The organism is Streptomyces sp. C (assembly GCF_000158895.1).
GTDB classification, from domain to species: domain Bacteria; phylum Actinomycetota; class Actinomycetes; order Streptomycetales; family Streptomycetaceae; genus Streptomyces; species Streptomyces racemochromogenes.
The window spans coordinates 846,037-859,181 of record NZ_GG657750.1 but is presented as its reverse complement, the minus strand read 5'-3'; the positions used below and the strand labels follow the sequence as shown (position 1 = coordinate 859,181).

Below are 13,145 nucleotides of genomic sequence, written 5' to 3'. Positions count from 1 at the left end.
GACGCCTGGGACGACCCGGAGGGGCCCGGCGCCCTCCCCATGCCGCTCCAGGGCCTGCTCGTCGCAGAGGCCGTCTCCCGGATCCAGAAGTACGAGGTCCAGCCGCTGCTCGGCACCCCCGTCGGCCAGATCGTCGGCCGGATGAACAGCGAGCGCAGCGTCCAGGCCGTGTTCGACGAGCTCACCGCCGGCTTCGAGCGCGCCATCGACCGCATCACCCGTATCGCCGGCCGGTCCCGAGAGGCGTGATCGACATGACCGACCACCAGCTCCCCAACGGATTCTGGGCCCAGGCCGCCACCGACCCCGCCCGCACCGTCCTCGTCACCCCCGAGGGCGAGGAGTGGTCCGCCGGCCGGCTGCACGCCGACGTCAACCGCCTCGTCCACGGACTGCGCGCCGCCGGACTGGAGAAGGGGGACGCCTTCGCCGTCGTCCTGCCCAACGGCGTCGAGTTCTTCACCGCGTACCTCGCCGCCTCCCAGGCGGGCTTCTACCTGGTCCCCGTCAACCACCACCTCGTCGGCCCCGAGATCGCCTGGATCGTCTCCGACTCCGGTGCCAAGGTCCTCATCGCCCACGAGCGCTTCGCCGACGCCGCCACCGCCGCCGCCGAGGAGGCCGGGCTCGACCCCGCCCGCCGCTACGCCGTCGGAGCGGTCCCCGGCTTCCGCCCGTACGCCGAACTCCTCGACGGGCAGAGCGGCGAACCGCCCGCCGACCGCACCCTCGGCTGGGTCATGAACTACACCTCCGGCACCACCGGTCGCCCCCGCGGCATCCGCCGCCCGCTGCCCGGCAAGCTCCCGGAGGAGACGTACCTCGGCGGGTTCCTCGGCATCTTCGGCATCCGCCCCGCCGACGGCAACGTCCACCTCGTCTGCTCGCCGCTCTACCACACGGCCGTGCTCCAGTTCGCCGGCGCGTCCCTGCACATCGGGCACCCGCTGGTGCTGATGGACAAGTGGGGCCCGGAGGAGATGCTGCGCCTGATCGACCGCCACGCCTGCACCCACACGCACATGGTCCCCACCCAGTTCCACCGCCTCCTCGCGCTCCCGCAGGAGACGAAGGACGCCTACGACGTCTCCTCGATGCGGCACGCCATCCACGGCGCCGCCCCCTGCCCCGACCACGTCAAACGGGCGATGATCGACTGGTGGGGCCGGTGCGTGGAGGAGTACTACGCGGCCAGCGAGGGCGGCGGGGCCTTCGCCACCGCCGAGGACTGGCTGAAGAAGCCGGGCACGGTCGGCAGGGCCTGGCCCATCAGCGAGCTCGCGGTGTTCGACGACGACGGCAACCGGCTGCCCGCCGGGGAACTGGGCACCGTCTACATCAAGATGAACACCGGCGGCTTCAGCTACCACAAGGACGAGGGCAAGACCCGCAAGAACCGCATCGGGGACTTCTTCACCGTCGGCGACCTCGGCCTGCTCGACGAGGAGGGGTACCTCTTCCTCCGCGACCGCAAGATCGACATGATCATCTCGGGCGGGGTGAACATCTACCCGGCCGAGATCGAGTCCGCCCTGCTCACCCACCCGGCCGTCGCGGACGCCGCCGCCTTCGGCATCCCCCACGAAACCTGGGGCGAGGAGGTCAAGGCCGTCATCGAACCCGCCGAGGGGTTCGAGGCGGGCGACGCGCTGGCCGCCGAGATCCTGCACCACTGCGAACGGCGGCTCGCCGGCTACAAGCGGCCCAAGTCCGTCGACTTCATCGAGACGATGCCCCGCGACCCCAACGGCAAGCTCTACAAGCGCCGGCTGCGCGACCCCTACTGGGAGGGCCGCGAGCGCGCCGTGTGACGGCCCGGCCCGGCCCCGGCGGCCCCCGCCGCCCCCGGGGCCCGGCGGGTCGGCCGCCGCCACGCCCTCCTTGTCCACAACAGGCGCATATTTCGTGAGAAGTGCCACTCCACGGCTCCGGATGGGCGCCTCACGGCGCACCCCGGCCCCGGTTCTGGCAACTTGGCTGGCATGAGTACGGCAACGCGCAGATCCCCCCTGACCGACTGGACCCTCCTCGTCCCCGTGGTGGCGCTCGTCGCGCTCGTGTTCAGCTGGGGGCGCGACCTGCCCGGCTTCGCCGTGGCCCTGGTCGCCCTCTGCCTCGCGGGAGCGGTCCTCGCGGCCGTGCACCACGCCGAGGTCGTCGCCCACCGGGTCGGCGAACCCTTCGGTTCGCTGGTCCTCGCCGTCGCCGTCACCGTCATCGAAGTGGCCCTGATCGTCACCCTGATGGCCGATGGCGGCGACAAGACCGCCTCCCTCGCCCGGGACACCGTCTTCGCCGCCGTGATGATCACTTGCAACGGCATCGTCGGCCTGTCCCTGCTCGTGGGCGCCCTGCGCAACCGGGTCGCCGTCTTCAACGCCGAAGGCTCCGGAGCCGCCCTGGCGACCGTCGCGACCCTCGCCGTGCTGAGCCTGGTGCTGCCGACCTTCACCACCAGCAAGCCCGGCCCCGAGTTCTCCTCCGCCCAGCTGACCTTCGCCGCCGTCGCCTCCCTCGCCCTCTACGGGCTGTTCATCGCCGTCCAGACGGTCCGCCACCGCGACTACTTCCTGCCCGTGGACACCGGGAACACCGGCCAGGGCCCCGGCAGCGGCGACGGCGACGGCGACCACGCCGAGCCGCCCACCGCCCGAGCCGCCCTCATCAGCCTCGGCCTGCTCTTCGTCGCCCTCGTCGCGGTCGTCGGGAACGCCAAGGCCGTCTCCCCGACCATCGAGAAGGGCGTCTCCGACGCCGGACTGCCCCACGCCGTCGTCGGCGTGATCATCGCCCTGCTCGTGCTGGCCCCCGAGACCCTCGCCGCCGTCCGGGCCGCCCGCCGCGACCGCGTCCAGACCAGCCTCAACCTGGCCTACGGCTCCGCCATCGCCAGCATCGGCCTGACCATCCCCGCCATCGCCCTCGCCTCCGTCTGGCTGACCGGGCCCCTGGTACTGGGCCTCGCGCCGCTCCACATGGTGCTGCTCGCCCTGACCGTGGTCGTCGGCGCCCTGACGATCGTTCCGGGCCGCGCCACCCTGCTCCAGGGCGGCGTCCACCTCGTCCTGCTCGCCGCCTACCTCTTCCTCGCCGTCAGCCCGTAGCGGGTGCGGTGACACCGACCGGGGAGCGCGGCGGGGCGCGGACCGGGCCCGTGAAACCGCCGCCGACGCGTCACTCCCGCCCGGGATCGTGCCCGTGCCCGTGCCCGTGGCCGTCCGCGGGCGGCAGGACCCCGTCGGCGCGCAGCCGGCGCATGGTCAGGTGCTCGTGCACGAGGCGGCCGACCATGGCCCCGCCGTAGACCACGAAGCCGACGCCGACGAGCCAGGACTGGACCACCAGCAGCGTCCCGAACGGGCCGTAGGTGACGGCGTTCGAGGCGATGAGCGGGGAGAACACCAGCTGGGAGAAGACGCGCAGGCCCAGCAGCCCGAGGCTCGTCGCCACCGCGCCGGGCAGCAGCGCCCGCCAGCGGACCCGGCCGCCGAGCAGGAGCCGCCCGGAGCTCCAGAAGAACAGGCAGGTCCCGACGGTGTCGCTGAAGGTCCCCACCACGGTGCCCGCCACGTTGTCGGACGGGGCCGGGATCCCCACCAGCAGCCCGAGGTAGCAGACCAGCAGCGCCAACCACACGACGTGCCGCCACATGGTGTGCCAGCGGGCCGTGGGCAGGTCCCACACCTTCTCGTAGCCGGTCTGCACGGCGGAGCCGAAGGTCAGCCCGAACACGGCGAGGGCCGCCAGGCCGAAGGCGGTGGTCCGTTCCAGCGCCAGGTCCGCCGCCCCGAACAGCATCTCGACCCGAGCCCGCGAGGAAGCCGTCACCCCGAGGGCCTGGCCCAGCCAGCGGCCGAAGTTGGAACCGCTGCCCGGCGCGGCCGCCGCCACGACCACCAGCAGCGGTACCAGGGTGAGGAAGCCCAGGGCGGCGAAGCCCATCGCCCGGTGCATCAGTTCGATCTCCCGGCCGCGGCTCCAGGCCAGCCCGGCCGGGGAGCCGAGGAGCCTGTCGTGGAGGCGCCGGGGAGTCGAGGTCACACCTGATCCCCTACCCGGGCGGGTCCGGCCGCTCCCGGAAGCCGCACCGAAATGGGCCCGAACGGGTGGTTTCGGCCGTCCATCGGTGTGCCCGTCGGCCCGGGAGGCGTGCGGTGCGGCTCCGGTCAGGAGGGGCGCGCCTCCCGGAGGTCTCTCACCCGCTTGATCTTGCCGACCGATCGCTCCAGGCTCTCCGGTTCCACCACCTCGACGGCGACGGACACCCCCACGGACTCCTTGACCGCCCGCACCAGCTCCGCTGCCGCCGCCCGCCGCCTGTCGGCGCCGGCCTCCCGGCGCGCCTCCACCAGCACGGTGAGGGCGTCGAGGCGGCCCTCCCGGGTCAGCCGCAGCTGGAAGTGCGGTGCGAGGCCCGCGATGCGCAGGAGTATCTCCTCGATCTGGGTCGGGTAGAGGTTCACCCCGCGCAGGATGATCATGTCGTCGCTGCGGCCGGTCACCTTCTCCATCCGGCGGAACGCCGGCCGGGCCGTCCCCGGAAGCAGCCGCGTCAGGTCCCGGGTGCGGTAGCGGATCACCGGCATGGCCTCCTTGGTGAGGGAGGTGAACACCAGCTCCCCGGGCTCCCCGTCGGGCAGCACCGCCCCGGTCAGGGGGTCGACCACCTCGGGGTAGAAGTGGTCCTCCCAGATGTGCAGGCCGTCCTTGTGGGAGGCGAACTCCTGTGCCACGCCCGGTCCGATCACCTCGGACAGGCCGTATATGTCCACGGCGTCGATGCCCAGCCGGTCCTCGATCTCCCGCCGCATCTCCTCGGTCCAGGGCTCGGCGCCGAAGATCCCGGTGCGCAGCGAGGTCCGGCGCGGGTCGATGCCCTGGCGCTCCATCTCGTCCAGCAGGGTGAGCATGTAGGAGGGGGTCACCATGATGACCTCGGGGCGGAAGTCCTGGATCAGTCTGACCTGGCGGTCCGTCATGCCCCCGGAGGCGGGCACCACCGTGCACCCCAGCCGCTCCGCCCCGTAGTGGGCGCCCAGGCCCCCGGTGAACAGGCCGTACCCGTACGCGACGTGGACGATGTGACCGGGCCGGGCGCCGGCCGCGCGCAGCGACCGGGCCACGACATCGGCCCAGGTGGCCAGGTCCCCGTCGGTGTAGCCCACCACCGTGGGCCGCCCCGTGGTGCCGCTGGAGGCGTGGATGCGGCGCACGTCCGCGCGCGGTACGGCGAACATCCCGAAGGGGTACTGGTCCCGCAGGTCCGCCTTGGTGGTGAGGGGGAAGAGGGACAGGTCGGCCAGCGAACGGCAGTCGTCGGGATGGACCCCCGCCTTGTCGAACGCCTGCCGGTAGAAGTCCACCCGGTCGTAGGCCCGGTGCAGGGTCGCCCGCAGTCGCTTCAGCTGGAGCGCCGCCAGCTCATCGGGGCTGAGCCGCTCGCCTTCGTCCTGGAAATCCCCGAGGTCCTCAAGACCCGTACGCGCCGTCATCGCCGCCACCTCATCGCCATCGTCATCATCGTCGTCGAGAGTCGTACCGCCAAAGCCCAACCGAACGTTCATTCGGTAGATTGCCGGACCCCGCCGGGTAAATCAATGACTCGAACGAGTGATCGTCTGATCTGATGGCCCGCATGCCTGTATTCACCACCTATGACGGAACCGAACTCGCCTACCACGCGGAGGGGGAGGGTGAACCGCTCGTCTGCCTCCCCGGCGGTGCCATGCGGGCCTCCCGCTACCTGGGCGACCTCGGCGGGCTCTCCGCCGGCCGCCGGCTCATCCTCCTCGACCTGCGCGGCACCGGCGACTCCGCGGCTCCGGCCGACGAGTCCACCTACCGCGTCGACCACCAGGTCGCGGACGTCGAGGCGCTCCGCCTGCACCTGGGCCTGGAGCGCATGGACGTCCTGGCCCACTCCGCCGCCGCCAACCTCGCCCTGCTGTACGCCGCCGCGCACCCCGAGCGGATCCGCCGCCTGGTCCTCGTGACCCCGACCGCCTGGGCCGTGGACCTCGGGCCGACCCCCGAGGAGAGCCTGGAAGTGGTCCGGTCCCGGGCGGGCCGGGAACCCTACGACACGGCCATCGCCGCCTACGAACGGCTGTGGAAGGCCGGCGGCGACCCCTCCCCGGAGGACCGGAGCCGGGCGATGGTCCTCGCCTACGGCCGCTGGGACGACCGGGCGCGCGCCCACCTCGCCGCGGGCGACCACGAGCGCAACCAGGCGGCCGCCCTCGTCTTCGCCGGCCCCGGGGCGTTCGACCCGCCCGCCACCCGCGCGGCGCTCCGCCGGTTCGACGGCGAGACGCTGGTCCTGGCGGGCGAGCTGGACGGCTACCCGACCGTCGCCGTCGCCGCCGCTCTCGCCGGCCTCCTGCCGCGCGGAACCTCCGACGTCCAGCCCGGCGCCGCGCACTTCCCCTGGCTGGACGACGCCGACTGGTTCGCGGCCCGCGTGGAACGCTTCCTCACCACCGGGGCCTGACCCGGCCGGGCCTGCCCCGAACGGCCCCGCGGCGGTCCTCCGTCCGGGCAGGCTCCCGGGCGGCCCGTCGCGTACGGCCGGGCCGAGCGGATGTGACGGCCGGGGACACTCCCTAGGGGGTGCCCGCCCCCGCGTCGGCCTCCGTCGCCACCGCCTTCGCCCAGCGGTAGTCCGCCTTCCCGCTGGGGGAGCGCTGCACCGCCGGTGCGATCACCAGCTGGCGCGGGATCTTGTAGCCGGCCAGCCGCGTCCGGCAGTGCCGCTGGATCTCCTCCAGCGTCGGCTCCGGCGCACCCTCCCGCACCTGCACCACCGCGGCCACGTGGTTGCCCCACGTCGCGTCCGGGACGCCGGCCACCAGGGCGTCGTACACGTCCGGGTGCGACTTCAGTGCCTGCTCGACCTCCTCCGGGTAGACCTTCTCCCCGCCGGTGTTGATGCACTGCGAGCCGCGCCCCAGCACGGTGACGATGCCCTCCTCGTCGACCGTCGCCATGTCGCCGAGCAGCACCCAGCGTTCGGCGCCCTTCCGGAAGAAGGTCTCCGCGGTCTTCGCGGGGTCGTTGTAGTAGCCGAGGGGCACGTGCCCGCGCTGCGCGAGACGGCCGGGGACGCCGACCGCCACCGGCTCGTGCGTCACCGGGTCCACCACCTGCGTACGGTCGTTGACCTGGAGGCGGAACCCCTTCTCGGGGCCCGAGTCGTCCGTCGCCCGCCCGTTGGAACCGGACTCGGACGAGCCGAAGTTGTTCAGCAGCACGACGTTCGGGACCAGGCGCTGGAACTCGGCGCGGACGGTCTCCGACATGATCGCCCCCGAGGAGGAGACGCTGAACAGCGAGGACAGGTCCGTCCCCTTGAGCGGACCGTTCAGGGCGTCGATCAGCGGCCGCAGCATCGCGTCTCCGACCAGCGAGACGCTCGACACCTTCTCCTTCTCTATGGTGCGCAGCACCTCCTCGGGCGCGTACTTGCGGTGGATGACCACCCGCTGGCCGTAGTTGAAGGCGATGAACGAGGTCAGCGTCGACGTTCCGTGCATCAGCGGGGGAGCGGGGAAGAAGGTGAGCCCGGCGCCGCGCGCCGCGACCCGCTCGGCCAGCTCCTCCGGCCGCTTCACCGGCTCGCCCGACGGCTCCCCGCCGAACAGCCCCGCGAAGAACAGGTCCTCGGCCCGCCACATGACGCCCTTGGGCATCCCGGTCGTGCCGCCGGTGTAGATGATGAACAGGTCGTCGGGGCTGCGCTCCGGGAAGCCGCGCTCCGGGGACCCGGCCGCCTCGGCGTCCTCGTACGCGACCGGCTCCACCGCCGGCTCCGGCGCGCCGGCGGGCGCCCGCCCGACCCGGACGAGGTGCCGCAGCTTCGTCGTCTGCGGCAGCGCGGCGGCCACCCGCTCGGTGAACTCGCCCTCGAAGACGAGCGCCGCGAGGTCGGCGTCGTTGTAGAGGTAGACCAGCTCCTCCTCCACGTACCGGTAGTTGACGTTCACCGGCACCAGACGGGCCTTGAGGCAGGCCAGCACGGTCTGCAGGTACTCGATCCCGTTGTAGAGGTGCAGCCCCACGTGCTCGCCGGGCCGCAGCCCGCTGTCCAGCAGGTGGTGCCCGACGCGGTTCGCCGCCGCGTCCAGTTCCGCGTACGTCAGGCGGCGTTCGGCGCCGGTCCCGGGGTGGTCGACGTACACCAGCGCCTCGCGGTCCGGGACCACGTCCACGACCGATTCGAACAGGTCGGCAAGGTTGTACTCCACCGTTCCTCCTGACCCGAAAGTGCTCACGGCTGGGCTGCTCGGCGGTCATTAGAGCGCCGCCCGGTCCAAGTGGGAAGGGCGCATGGCAAGAAATCTGACTGGGTGTCAGAAAACTATTGAACTGCACCCGGCCCTCCTGCAACCTGTTCTAGGTCTTGAGACGGGAGGACGGCAATGGGTGGGACGGAACACCTGACCGTGGAGCGCCGGGGCGCCACGCTGGTGCTCACCATGAACAGGCCGGAGGCGAAGAACGCGCTCTCGCTTCCCCTGCTGGTGGGTCTGTACGACGGCTGGCTGGAGGCGGACGCGGACGACACCGTCCGCTCGGTGGTCCTGACGGGCGCGGGCGGCGACTTCTGCGCCGGCATGGACCTCAAGGCGCTGGCCGGCAAGGGCATGGCGGGCGACCAGTACCGGGACCGCCTCAAGGCCGACCCCGACCTGCACTGGAAGGCGATGCTCCGTCACCACCGGCCGCGCAAGCCGGTGATCGCGGCGGTCGAGGGCTACTGCGTCGCGGGCGGCACCGAGATCCTCCAGGGCACCGACATCCGCGTCGCGGGCGCCGGGGCCACGTTCGGGCTGTTCGAGGTCAGGCGGGGGCTGTTCCCCATCGGCGGCTCCACGGTCCGCCTGCCCCGGCAGGTCCCGCGCACGCACGCGCTGGAGATGCTGCTGACGGGGCGCCCGTACTCGGCGGAGGAGGCGGCGCGGATCGGGCTCGTGGGGCGGGTGGTGCCGGACGGGACGGCGCTGGAGGCCGCGCTGGAGACGGCGGAGCTGATCAACGCGTGCGGGCCGCTGGCGGTCGAGGCGGTGAAGGCCTCGGTGTACGAAGCCGCCGAGCTGACGGAGACGGAGGGCCTGGCGGCCGAACTGGTCCGCGGCTGGCCGGTCTTCGACACGGCCGACGCGAAGGAGGGGGCGCGGGCCTTCGCGGAGAAGCGGCCGCCGGTCTACCGCCGAGCCTAGGCGCTGGCCGCGCATGCACCACACCCCCTCGGGCCCCACCCCGAGCCCCCGCCCCGCCGGCCCGAACCCGGCCTGGGCCTGGGGCCCGAACCCGCCCCGGGCCTGCGGCCCGAACCTGCCCCGGGCCGGGCTCCCCGGGCCGGGCTCCGGGCGGGGCTCCGGGCGGGGCTGCCTGGGCGGGGCTGCCCGGGCCGGGCCCCGGGCCGGGCTCCCCGGGCCGGGCCCCCGGGGCGGGGGTGGGTCGTTGTCGTCAGAGGTTTCGTACCGCGTGGATACCCCTTCCGAGAATCGGAGAGACAGCCATGACAGCCGCGTCCCCGCCCGAGGTGCTGCGTGCGCCCCTCGTCGTCGAGTTCCCCTTCACCCGGTCCCTCGGGCCCGTGCAGAGCGCCTTCCTCACCGGGCTCCGGGAGGGCGTCGTGCTCGGCGTCAGGACCTCCGACGGGCGGGTCATGGTGCCGCCCGCCGAGTACGACCCCGTCACCGCCGAGGAGATCCGGGAGCTCGTCGAGGTCGCCCCCACCGGGACCGTCACCACCTGGGCCTGGAACGGCGAACCCCGCCCGCAGCAGCCCCTCGGCACGCCCTTCGCCTGGGTGCTCGTACGGCTCGACGGCGCCGACACCGCCCTCCTGCACGCCCTCGACGCCCCCGGCCCGGACGCCGTGTCCACCGGGATGCGGGTGCGCGTCCGCTGGGCCGCCGAACGCACCGGGGCCATCACCGACATCGCCTGCTTCGAGCCGTACGAGGGCCCGGAAACCGGCGGAGCCGCCCCGCACGACGGGGTGTTCGCCGAGCCCGTCACCGGCATCGTCGCCGAGGCCCGCCTCGACTACACCTACAGCCCCGGCCGCGCCCAGACCGCCTACATCAACGCCCTCTCCGAACGGCGCACCGTCGGCGAACGCTGCCCCTCCTGCCACAAGGTGTACGTCCCCCCGCGCGGCGCCTGCCCCACCTGCGGGGTGGCCACCACCGACCGCGTCGAGGTCGGCCCGGCCGGGACCGTCACCACCTTCTGCATCGTCAACATCAAGGCGAAGAACCTCGACATCGAGGTCCCCTACGTCTACGCCCACATCGCCCTCGACGGCGCCGGCCTCGCCCTCCACGGCCGGATCGGCGGCATCCCGTACGACCAGGTCCGCATGGGCCTGCGCGTCGAACCGGTGTGGACCGACGGCGGCCGCTACCCCGACCACTACCGCCCCACCGGCGAGCCGGACGCGGACTACGACGCGTACAAGGAGCTGCTGTGACGACCCGACACGCCCGCGAGGTGGCCGTCGTCGCCTTCGCCCAGAGCGACCACCTGCGCCGTACCGACGAACTCAGCGAAGTCGAGATGGTGATGCCCGTCCTGCACCAGGTGCTGGCCGCCACCGGCCTCAAGGCGGGCGAGATCGGCTTCACCTGCTCCGGCTCCAGCGACTACCTCGCCGGCCGGGCCTTCTCCTTCACCATGACCCTCGACGGGGTCGGCGCCTGGCCGCCCATCTCCGAGTCGCACGTCGAGATGGACGGCGCCTGGGCGCTCTACGAGGCCTGGGTCAAGATCCAGACCGGCGAGGCCGACACCGCGCTCGTCTACTCGTACGGCAAGTCCTCCCCCGGATCCGTACGCGACGTCCTCACCCGGCAGCTCGACCCGTACTACCTCGCCCCCCTGTGGCCCGACTCGGTGGCCCTCGCCGCCCTCCAGGCACAGGCGCTGATCGACGCGGGGGAGACCGACGAGCACGCGCTCGCCGCCATCGGCGCCCGCAGCCGGGCCGCCGCGGCGTCCAACCCGCACGCCCAGCTCAGCGGAGCCGTACCGCAGGGCGCCTACCAGGTCCGGCCGCTGCGCACGGGAGACTGCCCGCCCATCGGGGACGGCGCGGCCGCCGTCGTCCTCGCCGCCGGCGACACCGCGCGGCGGCTGTGCGAACGGCCCGCCTGGATCACCGGCATCGACCACCGCATCGAGGCGCACGGCCTGGGCCTGCGCGACCTCACCGACTCCCCGTCCACGCGGACCGCCGCCGAGCACGCCGGGCTCTTCGACGCCCCCGTCGACACGGCGGAACTGCACGCGCCGTTCTCCTCCCAGGAGGTCGTGCTCCGCAAGGCGCTCGGACTCGGCGACGCGGTGGCCGTCAACCCCTCGGGCGGGGCGCTCGCCGCCAACCCGATGATGGCCGCCGGCCTGATCCGGATCGGCGAGGCGGCCGCCCGCATCCACCGCGGCGAGTCCCGCAGGGCCGTCGCGCACGCCACCTCCGGCCCATGCCTCCAGCAGAACCCTGAGTCGCCGTCCTAGAAGGAGGACCCCCTCATGAGCGCCTCCGAGCACACCGAGGCAAAGGAGCCCGTGGCCGTCGTCGGGATCGACCAGACCAAGCACGTCGCCGCCCGACACGACGTCTCCATCGCCGGCCTGGTCCGCGAGGCCGCGGCCCGCGCCCTCGCCGACGCGGAGCTGACCTGGGCCGACGTCGACGCGGTCGTCATCGGCAAGGCCCCCGACTTCTTCGAGGGCGTGATGATGCCGGAGCTCTACCTGGCCGACGCCCTCGGGGCGGTCGGCAAACCGATGCTCCGCGTCCACACCGCCGGGTCCGTCGGCGGGTCCACCGCCCTGGTCGCCGCCAACCTGGTCGCGGCCCGCGTCCACCGCACCGTCCTGACCCTGGCCTTCGAGAAGCAGTCCGAGTCCAACGCCATGTGGGGCCTCTCGCTGCCCGTCCCCTTCCAGCAGCCGCTGCTGGCGGGCGCGGGCGGCTTCTTCGCCCCGCACGTGCGCGCGTACATGCGGCGCACCGGAGCCCCCGACACGGTGGGCTCGCTCGTCGCGTACAAGGACCGGCGCAACGCGCTGAAGAACCCGTACGCGCACCTGCACGAGCACGACATCACCCTGGAGAAGGTCCAGGCCTCGCCGATGCTCTGGGACCCCATCCGGTACTCCGAGACCTGCCCGTCCTCGGACGGCGCCTGCGCGATGGTCCTCACCGACCGTGCGGGAGCGGCCCGTTCGCCGAAGCCCCCGGCCTGGGTGCACGGCGGGGCGATGCGCAGCGAGCCGACGCTCTTCGCGGGCAAGGACTTCGTCTCGCCGCAGGCCGGCAAGGACTGCGCGGCCGACGTCTACCGGCAGGCCGGGATCACCGACCCGCGCCGGGAGATCGACGCGGTCGAGATGTACGTGCCGTTCTCCTGGTACGAGCCGATGTGGCTGGAGAACCTGGGCTTCGCGCAGGAGGGCGAGGGCTGGAAGCTCACCGAGGCGGGGGTGACCGAACTGGACGGCGACCTCCCCGTGAACCCCTCCGGCGGGGTGCTGTCCACCAACCCCATCGGCGCCTCGGGCATGATCCGCTTCGCGGAGGCGGCCCTCCAGGTCCGCGGCCGGGCCGGGGAGCACCAGGTCCCGGGGGCCCGCCGGGCGCTGGGACACGCGTACGGCGGCGGCGCGCAGTTCTTCGCGATGTGGCTGGTGGGCGCGGAGCCGCCGCGCTCCTGAACCGGGCCGGTGCGCCGGACCGGCCGCGGGTCACGCCCGCGGCCTGTGCGGCGCGCGCCCCGATGGCTACCCTGGGCCCCCGGACGACGACGTACCGTACCGGGAGGAGCACGCACGTGGCGGAGAGCACGGTTTCGCAGCCCGTTGCCGGCTGGGGCACGCCCAGGCCCAGGCCCGAGCTCGATCTCAGCGGGGCCGACTGGCAGGCCGGCAGCCGGGGAGTGGGCGACGTCCAGATCGCCTTCGTGGAGGGGTTCGTCGCGATGCGCAACGGCGAACGCCCCGACGGCCCCTCCCTGGTCTTCGCGCCGCGCGAGTGGCGCAAGTTCGTCCTGGGGACGCGGGGCGGCCGCTTCGGTCTGGGCTAGGGGGTGTCCGCATGTCCCACCCGCCCGGAGGGCGGGCCCGCGGGCGTGCGG

General features: G+C 73.2%; 10 protein-coding genes and 2 pseudogenes. 9 read left to right on the top strand and 3 right to left on the bottom strand.

What is annotated here, in order from left to right:
* The 3 genes and pseudogenes from SSNG_RS03855 to SSNG_RS03845 all read left to right on the top strand — a co-directional run.
* A pseudogene (locus tag SSNG_RS03855) lies at positions 1 to 249 on the top strand (nitronate monooxygenase); the annotation flags it as partial.
* 5 nt (positions 250 to 254) lie between these two features.
* On the top strand, positions 255 to 1,811 hold the full coding sequence (locus SSNG_RS03850; protein WP_007262485.1) for an acyl-CoA synthetase: 1,557 nt from the start codon (positions 255 to 257) through the stop codon (positions 1,809 to 1,811).
* 171 nt (positions 1,812 to 1,982) lie between these two features.
* Positions 1,983 to 3,104 carry an ionic transporter y4hA gene (locus SSNG_RS03845; RefSeq protein WP_007262484.1) on the top strand — a complete coding sequence of 374 codons (1,122 nt, stop codon included), beginning with the start codon at positions 1,983 to 1,985 and terminating at the stop codon, positions 3,102 to 3,104.
* A 70-nt stretch (positions 3,105 to 3,174) separates the two neighbouring features.
* On the opposite strand, the gene SSNG_RS03840 is transcribed toward SSNG_RS03845, so the two are convergent.
* Together SSNG_RS03840 and paaK are read right to left on the bottom strand one after the other, a co-directional pair.
* Positions 3,175 to 4,041 (bottom strand): YhjD/YihY/BrkB family envelope integrity protein, encoded by an 867-nt coding sequence (locus tag SSNG_RS03840; protein ID WP_007262483.1) that lies wholly within the window; start codon positions 4,039 to 4,041, stop codon positions 3,175 to 3,177.
* Positions 4,042 to 4,166: 125 nt separating this feature from the next.
* A complete protein-coding gene (paaK, locus tag SSNG_RS03835) occupies positions 4,167 to 5,492 on the bottom strand; it encodes a phenylacetate--CoA ligase PaaK (protein WP_007262482.1) in 1,326 nt (441 codons plus the stop codon).
* A gap of 143 nt (positions 5,493 to 5,635) precedes the next feature.
* On the opposite strand from paaK, the gene SSNG_RS03830 reads away from it, so the two are divergent.
* On the top strand, positions 5,636 to 6,490 hold the full coding sequence (locus SSNG_RS03830) for an alpha/beta hydrolase (protein WP_007262481.1): 855 nt from the start codon (positions 5,636 to 5,638) through the stop codon (positions 6,488 to 6,490).
* Between the two features lie 112 nt (positions 6,491 to 6,602).
* On the opposite strand, the gene SSNG_RS03825 is transcribed toward SSNG_RS03830, so the two are convergent.
* The gene (locus SSNG_RS03825; RefSeq protein ID WP_042800497.1) at positions 6,603 to 8,243 is read right to left on the bottom strand and encodes an acyl-CoA synthetase; all 1,641 of its coding nucleotides are present in this window, start codon (positions 8,241 to 8,243) and stop codon (positions 6,603 to 6,605) included.
* A 174-nt stretch (positions 8,244 to 8,417) separates the two neighbouring features.
* Here SSNG_RS03825 and SSNG_RS03820 point away from each other — a divergent pair, with 174 nt between their 5' ends.
* The 5 genes and pseudogenes from SSNG_RS03820 (at position 8,418) to SSNG_RS03800 (ending at position 13,094) form a co-directional block, all read left to right on the top strand.
* Positions 8,418 to 9,218: a crotonase/enoyl-CoA hydratase family protein gene (locus SSNG_RS03820; protein ID WP_007262479.1), complete on the top strand. Its 801-nt coding sequence runs from the start codon at positions 8,418 to 8,420 to the stop codon at positions 9,216 to 9,218.
* A 302-nt stretch (positions 9,219 to 9,520) separates the two neighbouring features.
* Positions 9,521 to 10,480, top strand: a complete 960-nt coding sequence (locus tag SSNG_RS03815) for an OB-fold nucleic acid binding domain-containing protein (protein WP_007262478.1) — start codon at positions 9,521 to 9,523, stop codon at positions 10,478 to 10,480.
* Positions 10,477 to 11,528, top strand: a pseudogene (locus tag SSNG_RS03810) (thiolase domain-containing protein); the annotation flags it as partial. The gene SSNG_RS03815 and the pseudogene SSNG_RS03810, both read left to right, overlap by 4 nt.
* A 10-nt stretch (positions 11,529 to 11,538) precedes the next feature.
* Positions 11,539 to 12,726, top strand: coding sequence for a thiolase domain-containing protein (locus SSNG_RS03805; RefSeq protein ID WP_007262476.1), 1,188 nt, complete (start codon positions 11,539 to 11,541; stop codon positions 12,724 to 12,726).
* 116 nt (positions 12,727 to 12,842) lie between these two features.
* Positions 12,843 to 13,094, top strand: a complete 252-nt coding sequence (locus tag SSNG_RS03800) for a DUF397 domain-containing protein (RefSeq protein ID WP_007262475.1) — start codon at positions 12,843 to 12,845, stop codon at positions 13,092 to 13,094.
* Positions 13,095 to 13,145: the final 51 nt, after the last annotated feature.

What these genes read in the sequence shown, in the direction of transcription:
- SSNG_RS03845 (WP_007262484.1), top strand. Translation starts at nt 1,983, where the DNA reads ATGAGTACGGCAACGCGCAGATCCCCCCTGACCGACTGGACCCTCCTC.
- SSNG_RS03830 (WP_007262481.1), top strand. Translation starts at nt 5,636, where the DNA reads ATGCCTGTATTCACCACCTATGACGGAACCGAACTCGCCTACCACGCG.
- SSNG_RS03820 (WP_007262479.1), top strand. Translation starts at nt 8,418, where the DNA reads ATGGGTGGGACGGAACACCTGACCGTGGAGCGCCGGGGCGCCACGCTG.
- SSNG_RS03805 (WP_007262476.1), top strand. Translation starts at nt 11,539, where the DNA reads ATGAGCGCCTCCGAGCACACCGAGGCAAAGGAGCCCGTGGCCGTCGTC.
- paaK (WP_007262482.1), bottom strand. Translation starts at nt 5,492, where the DNA reads ATGACGGCGCGTACGGGTCTTGAGGACCTCGGGGATTTCCAGGACGAA.
- SSNG_RS03850 (WP_007262485.1), top strand. Translation starts at nt 255, where the DNA reads ATGACCGACCACCAGCTCCCCAACGGATTCTGGGCCCAGGCCGCCACC.
- SSNG_RS03815 (WP_007262478.1), top strand. Translation starts at nt 9,521, where the DNA reads ATGACAGCCGCGTCCCCGCCCGAGGTGCTGCGTGCGCCCCTCGTCGTC.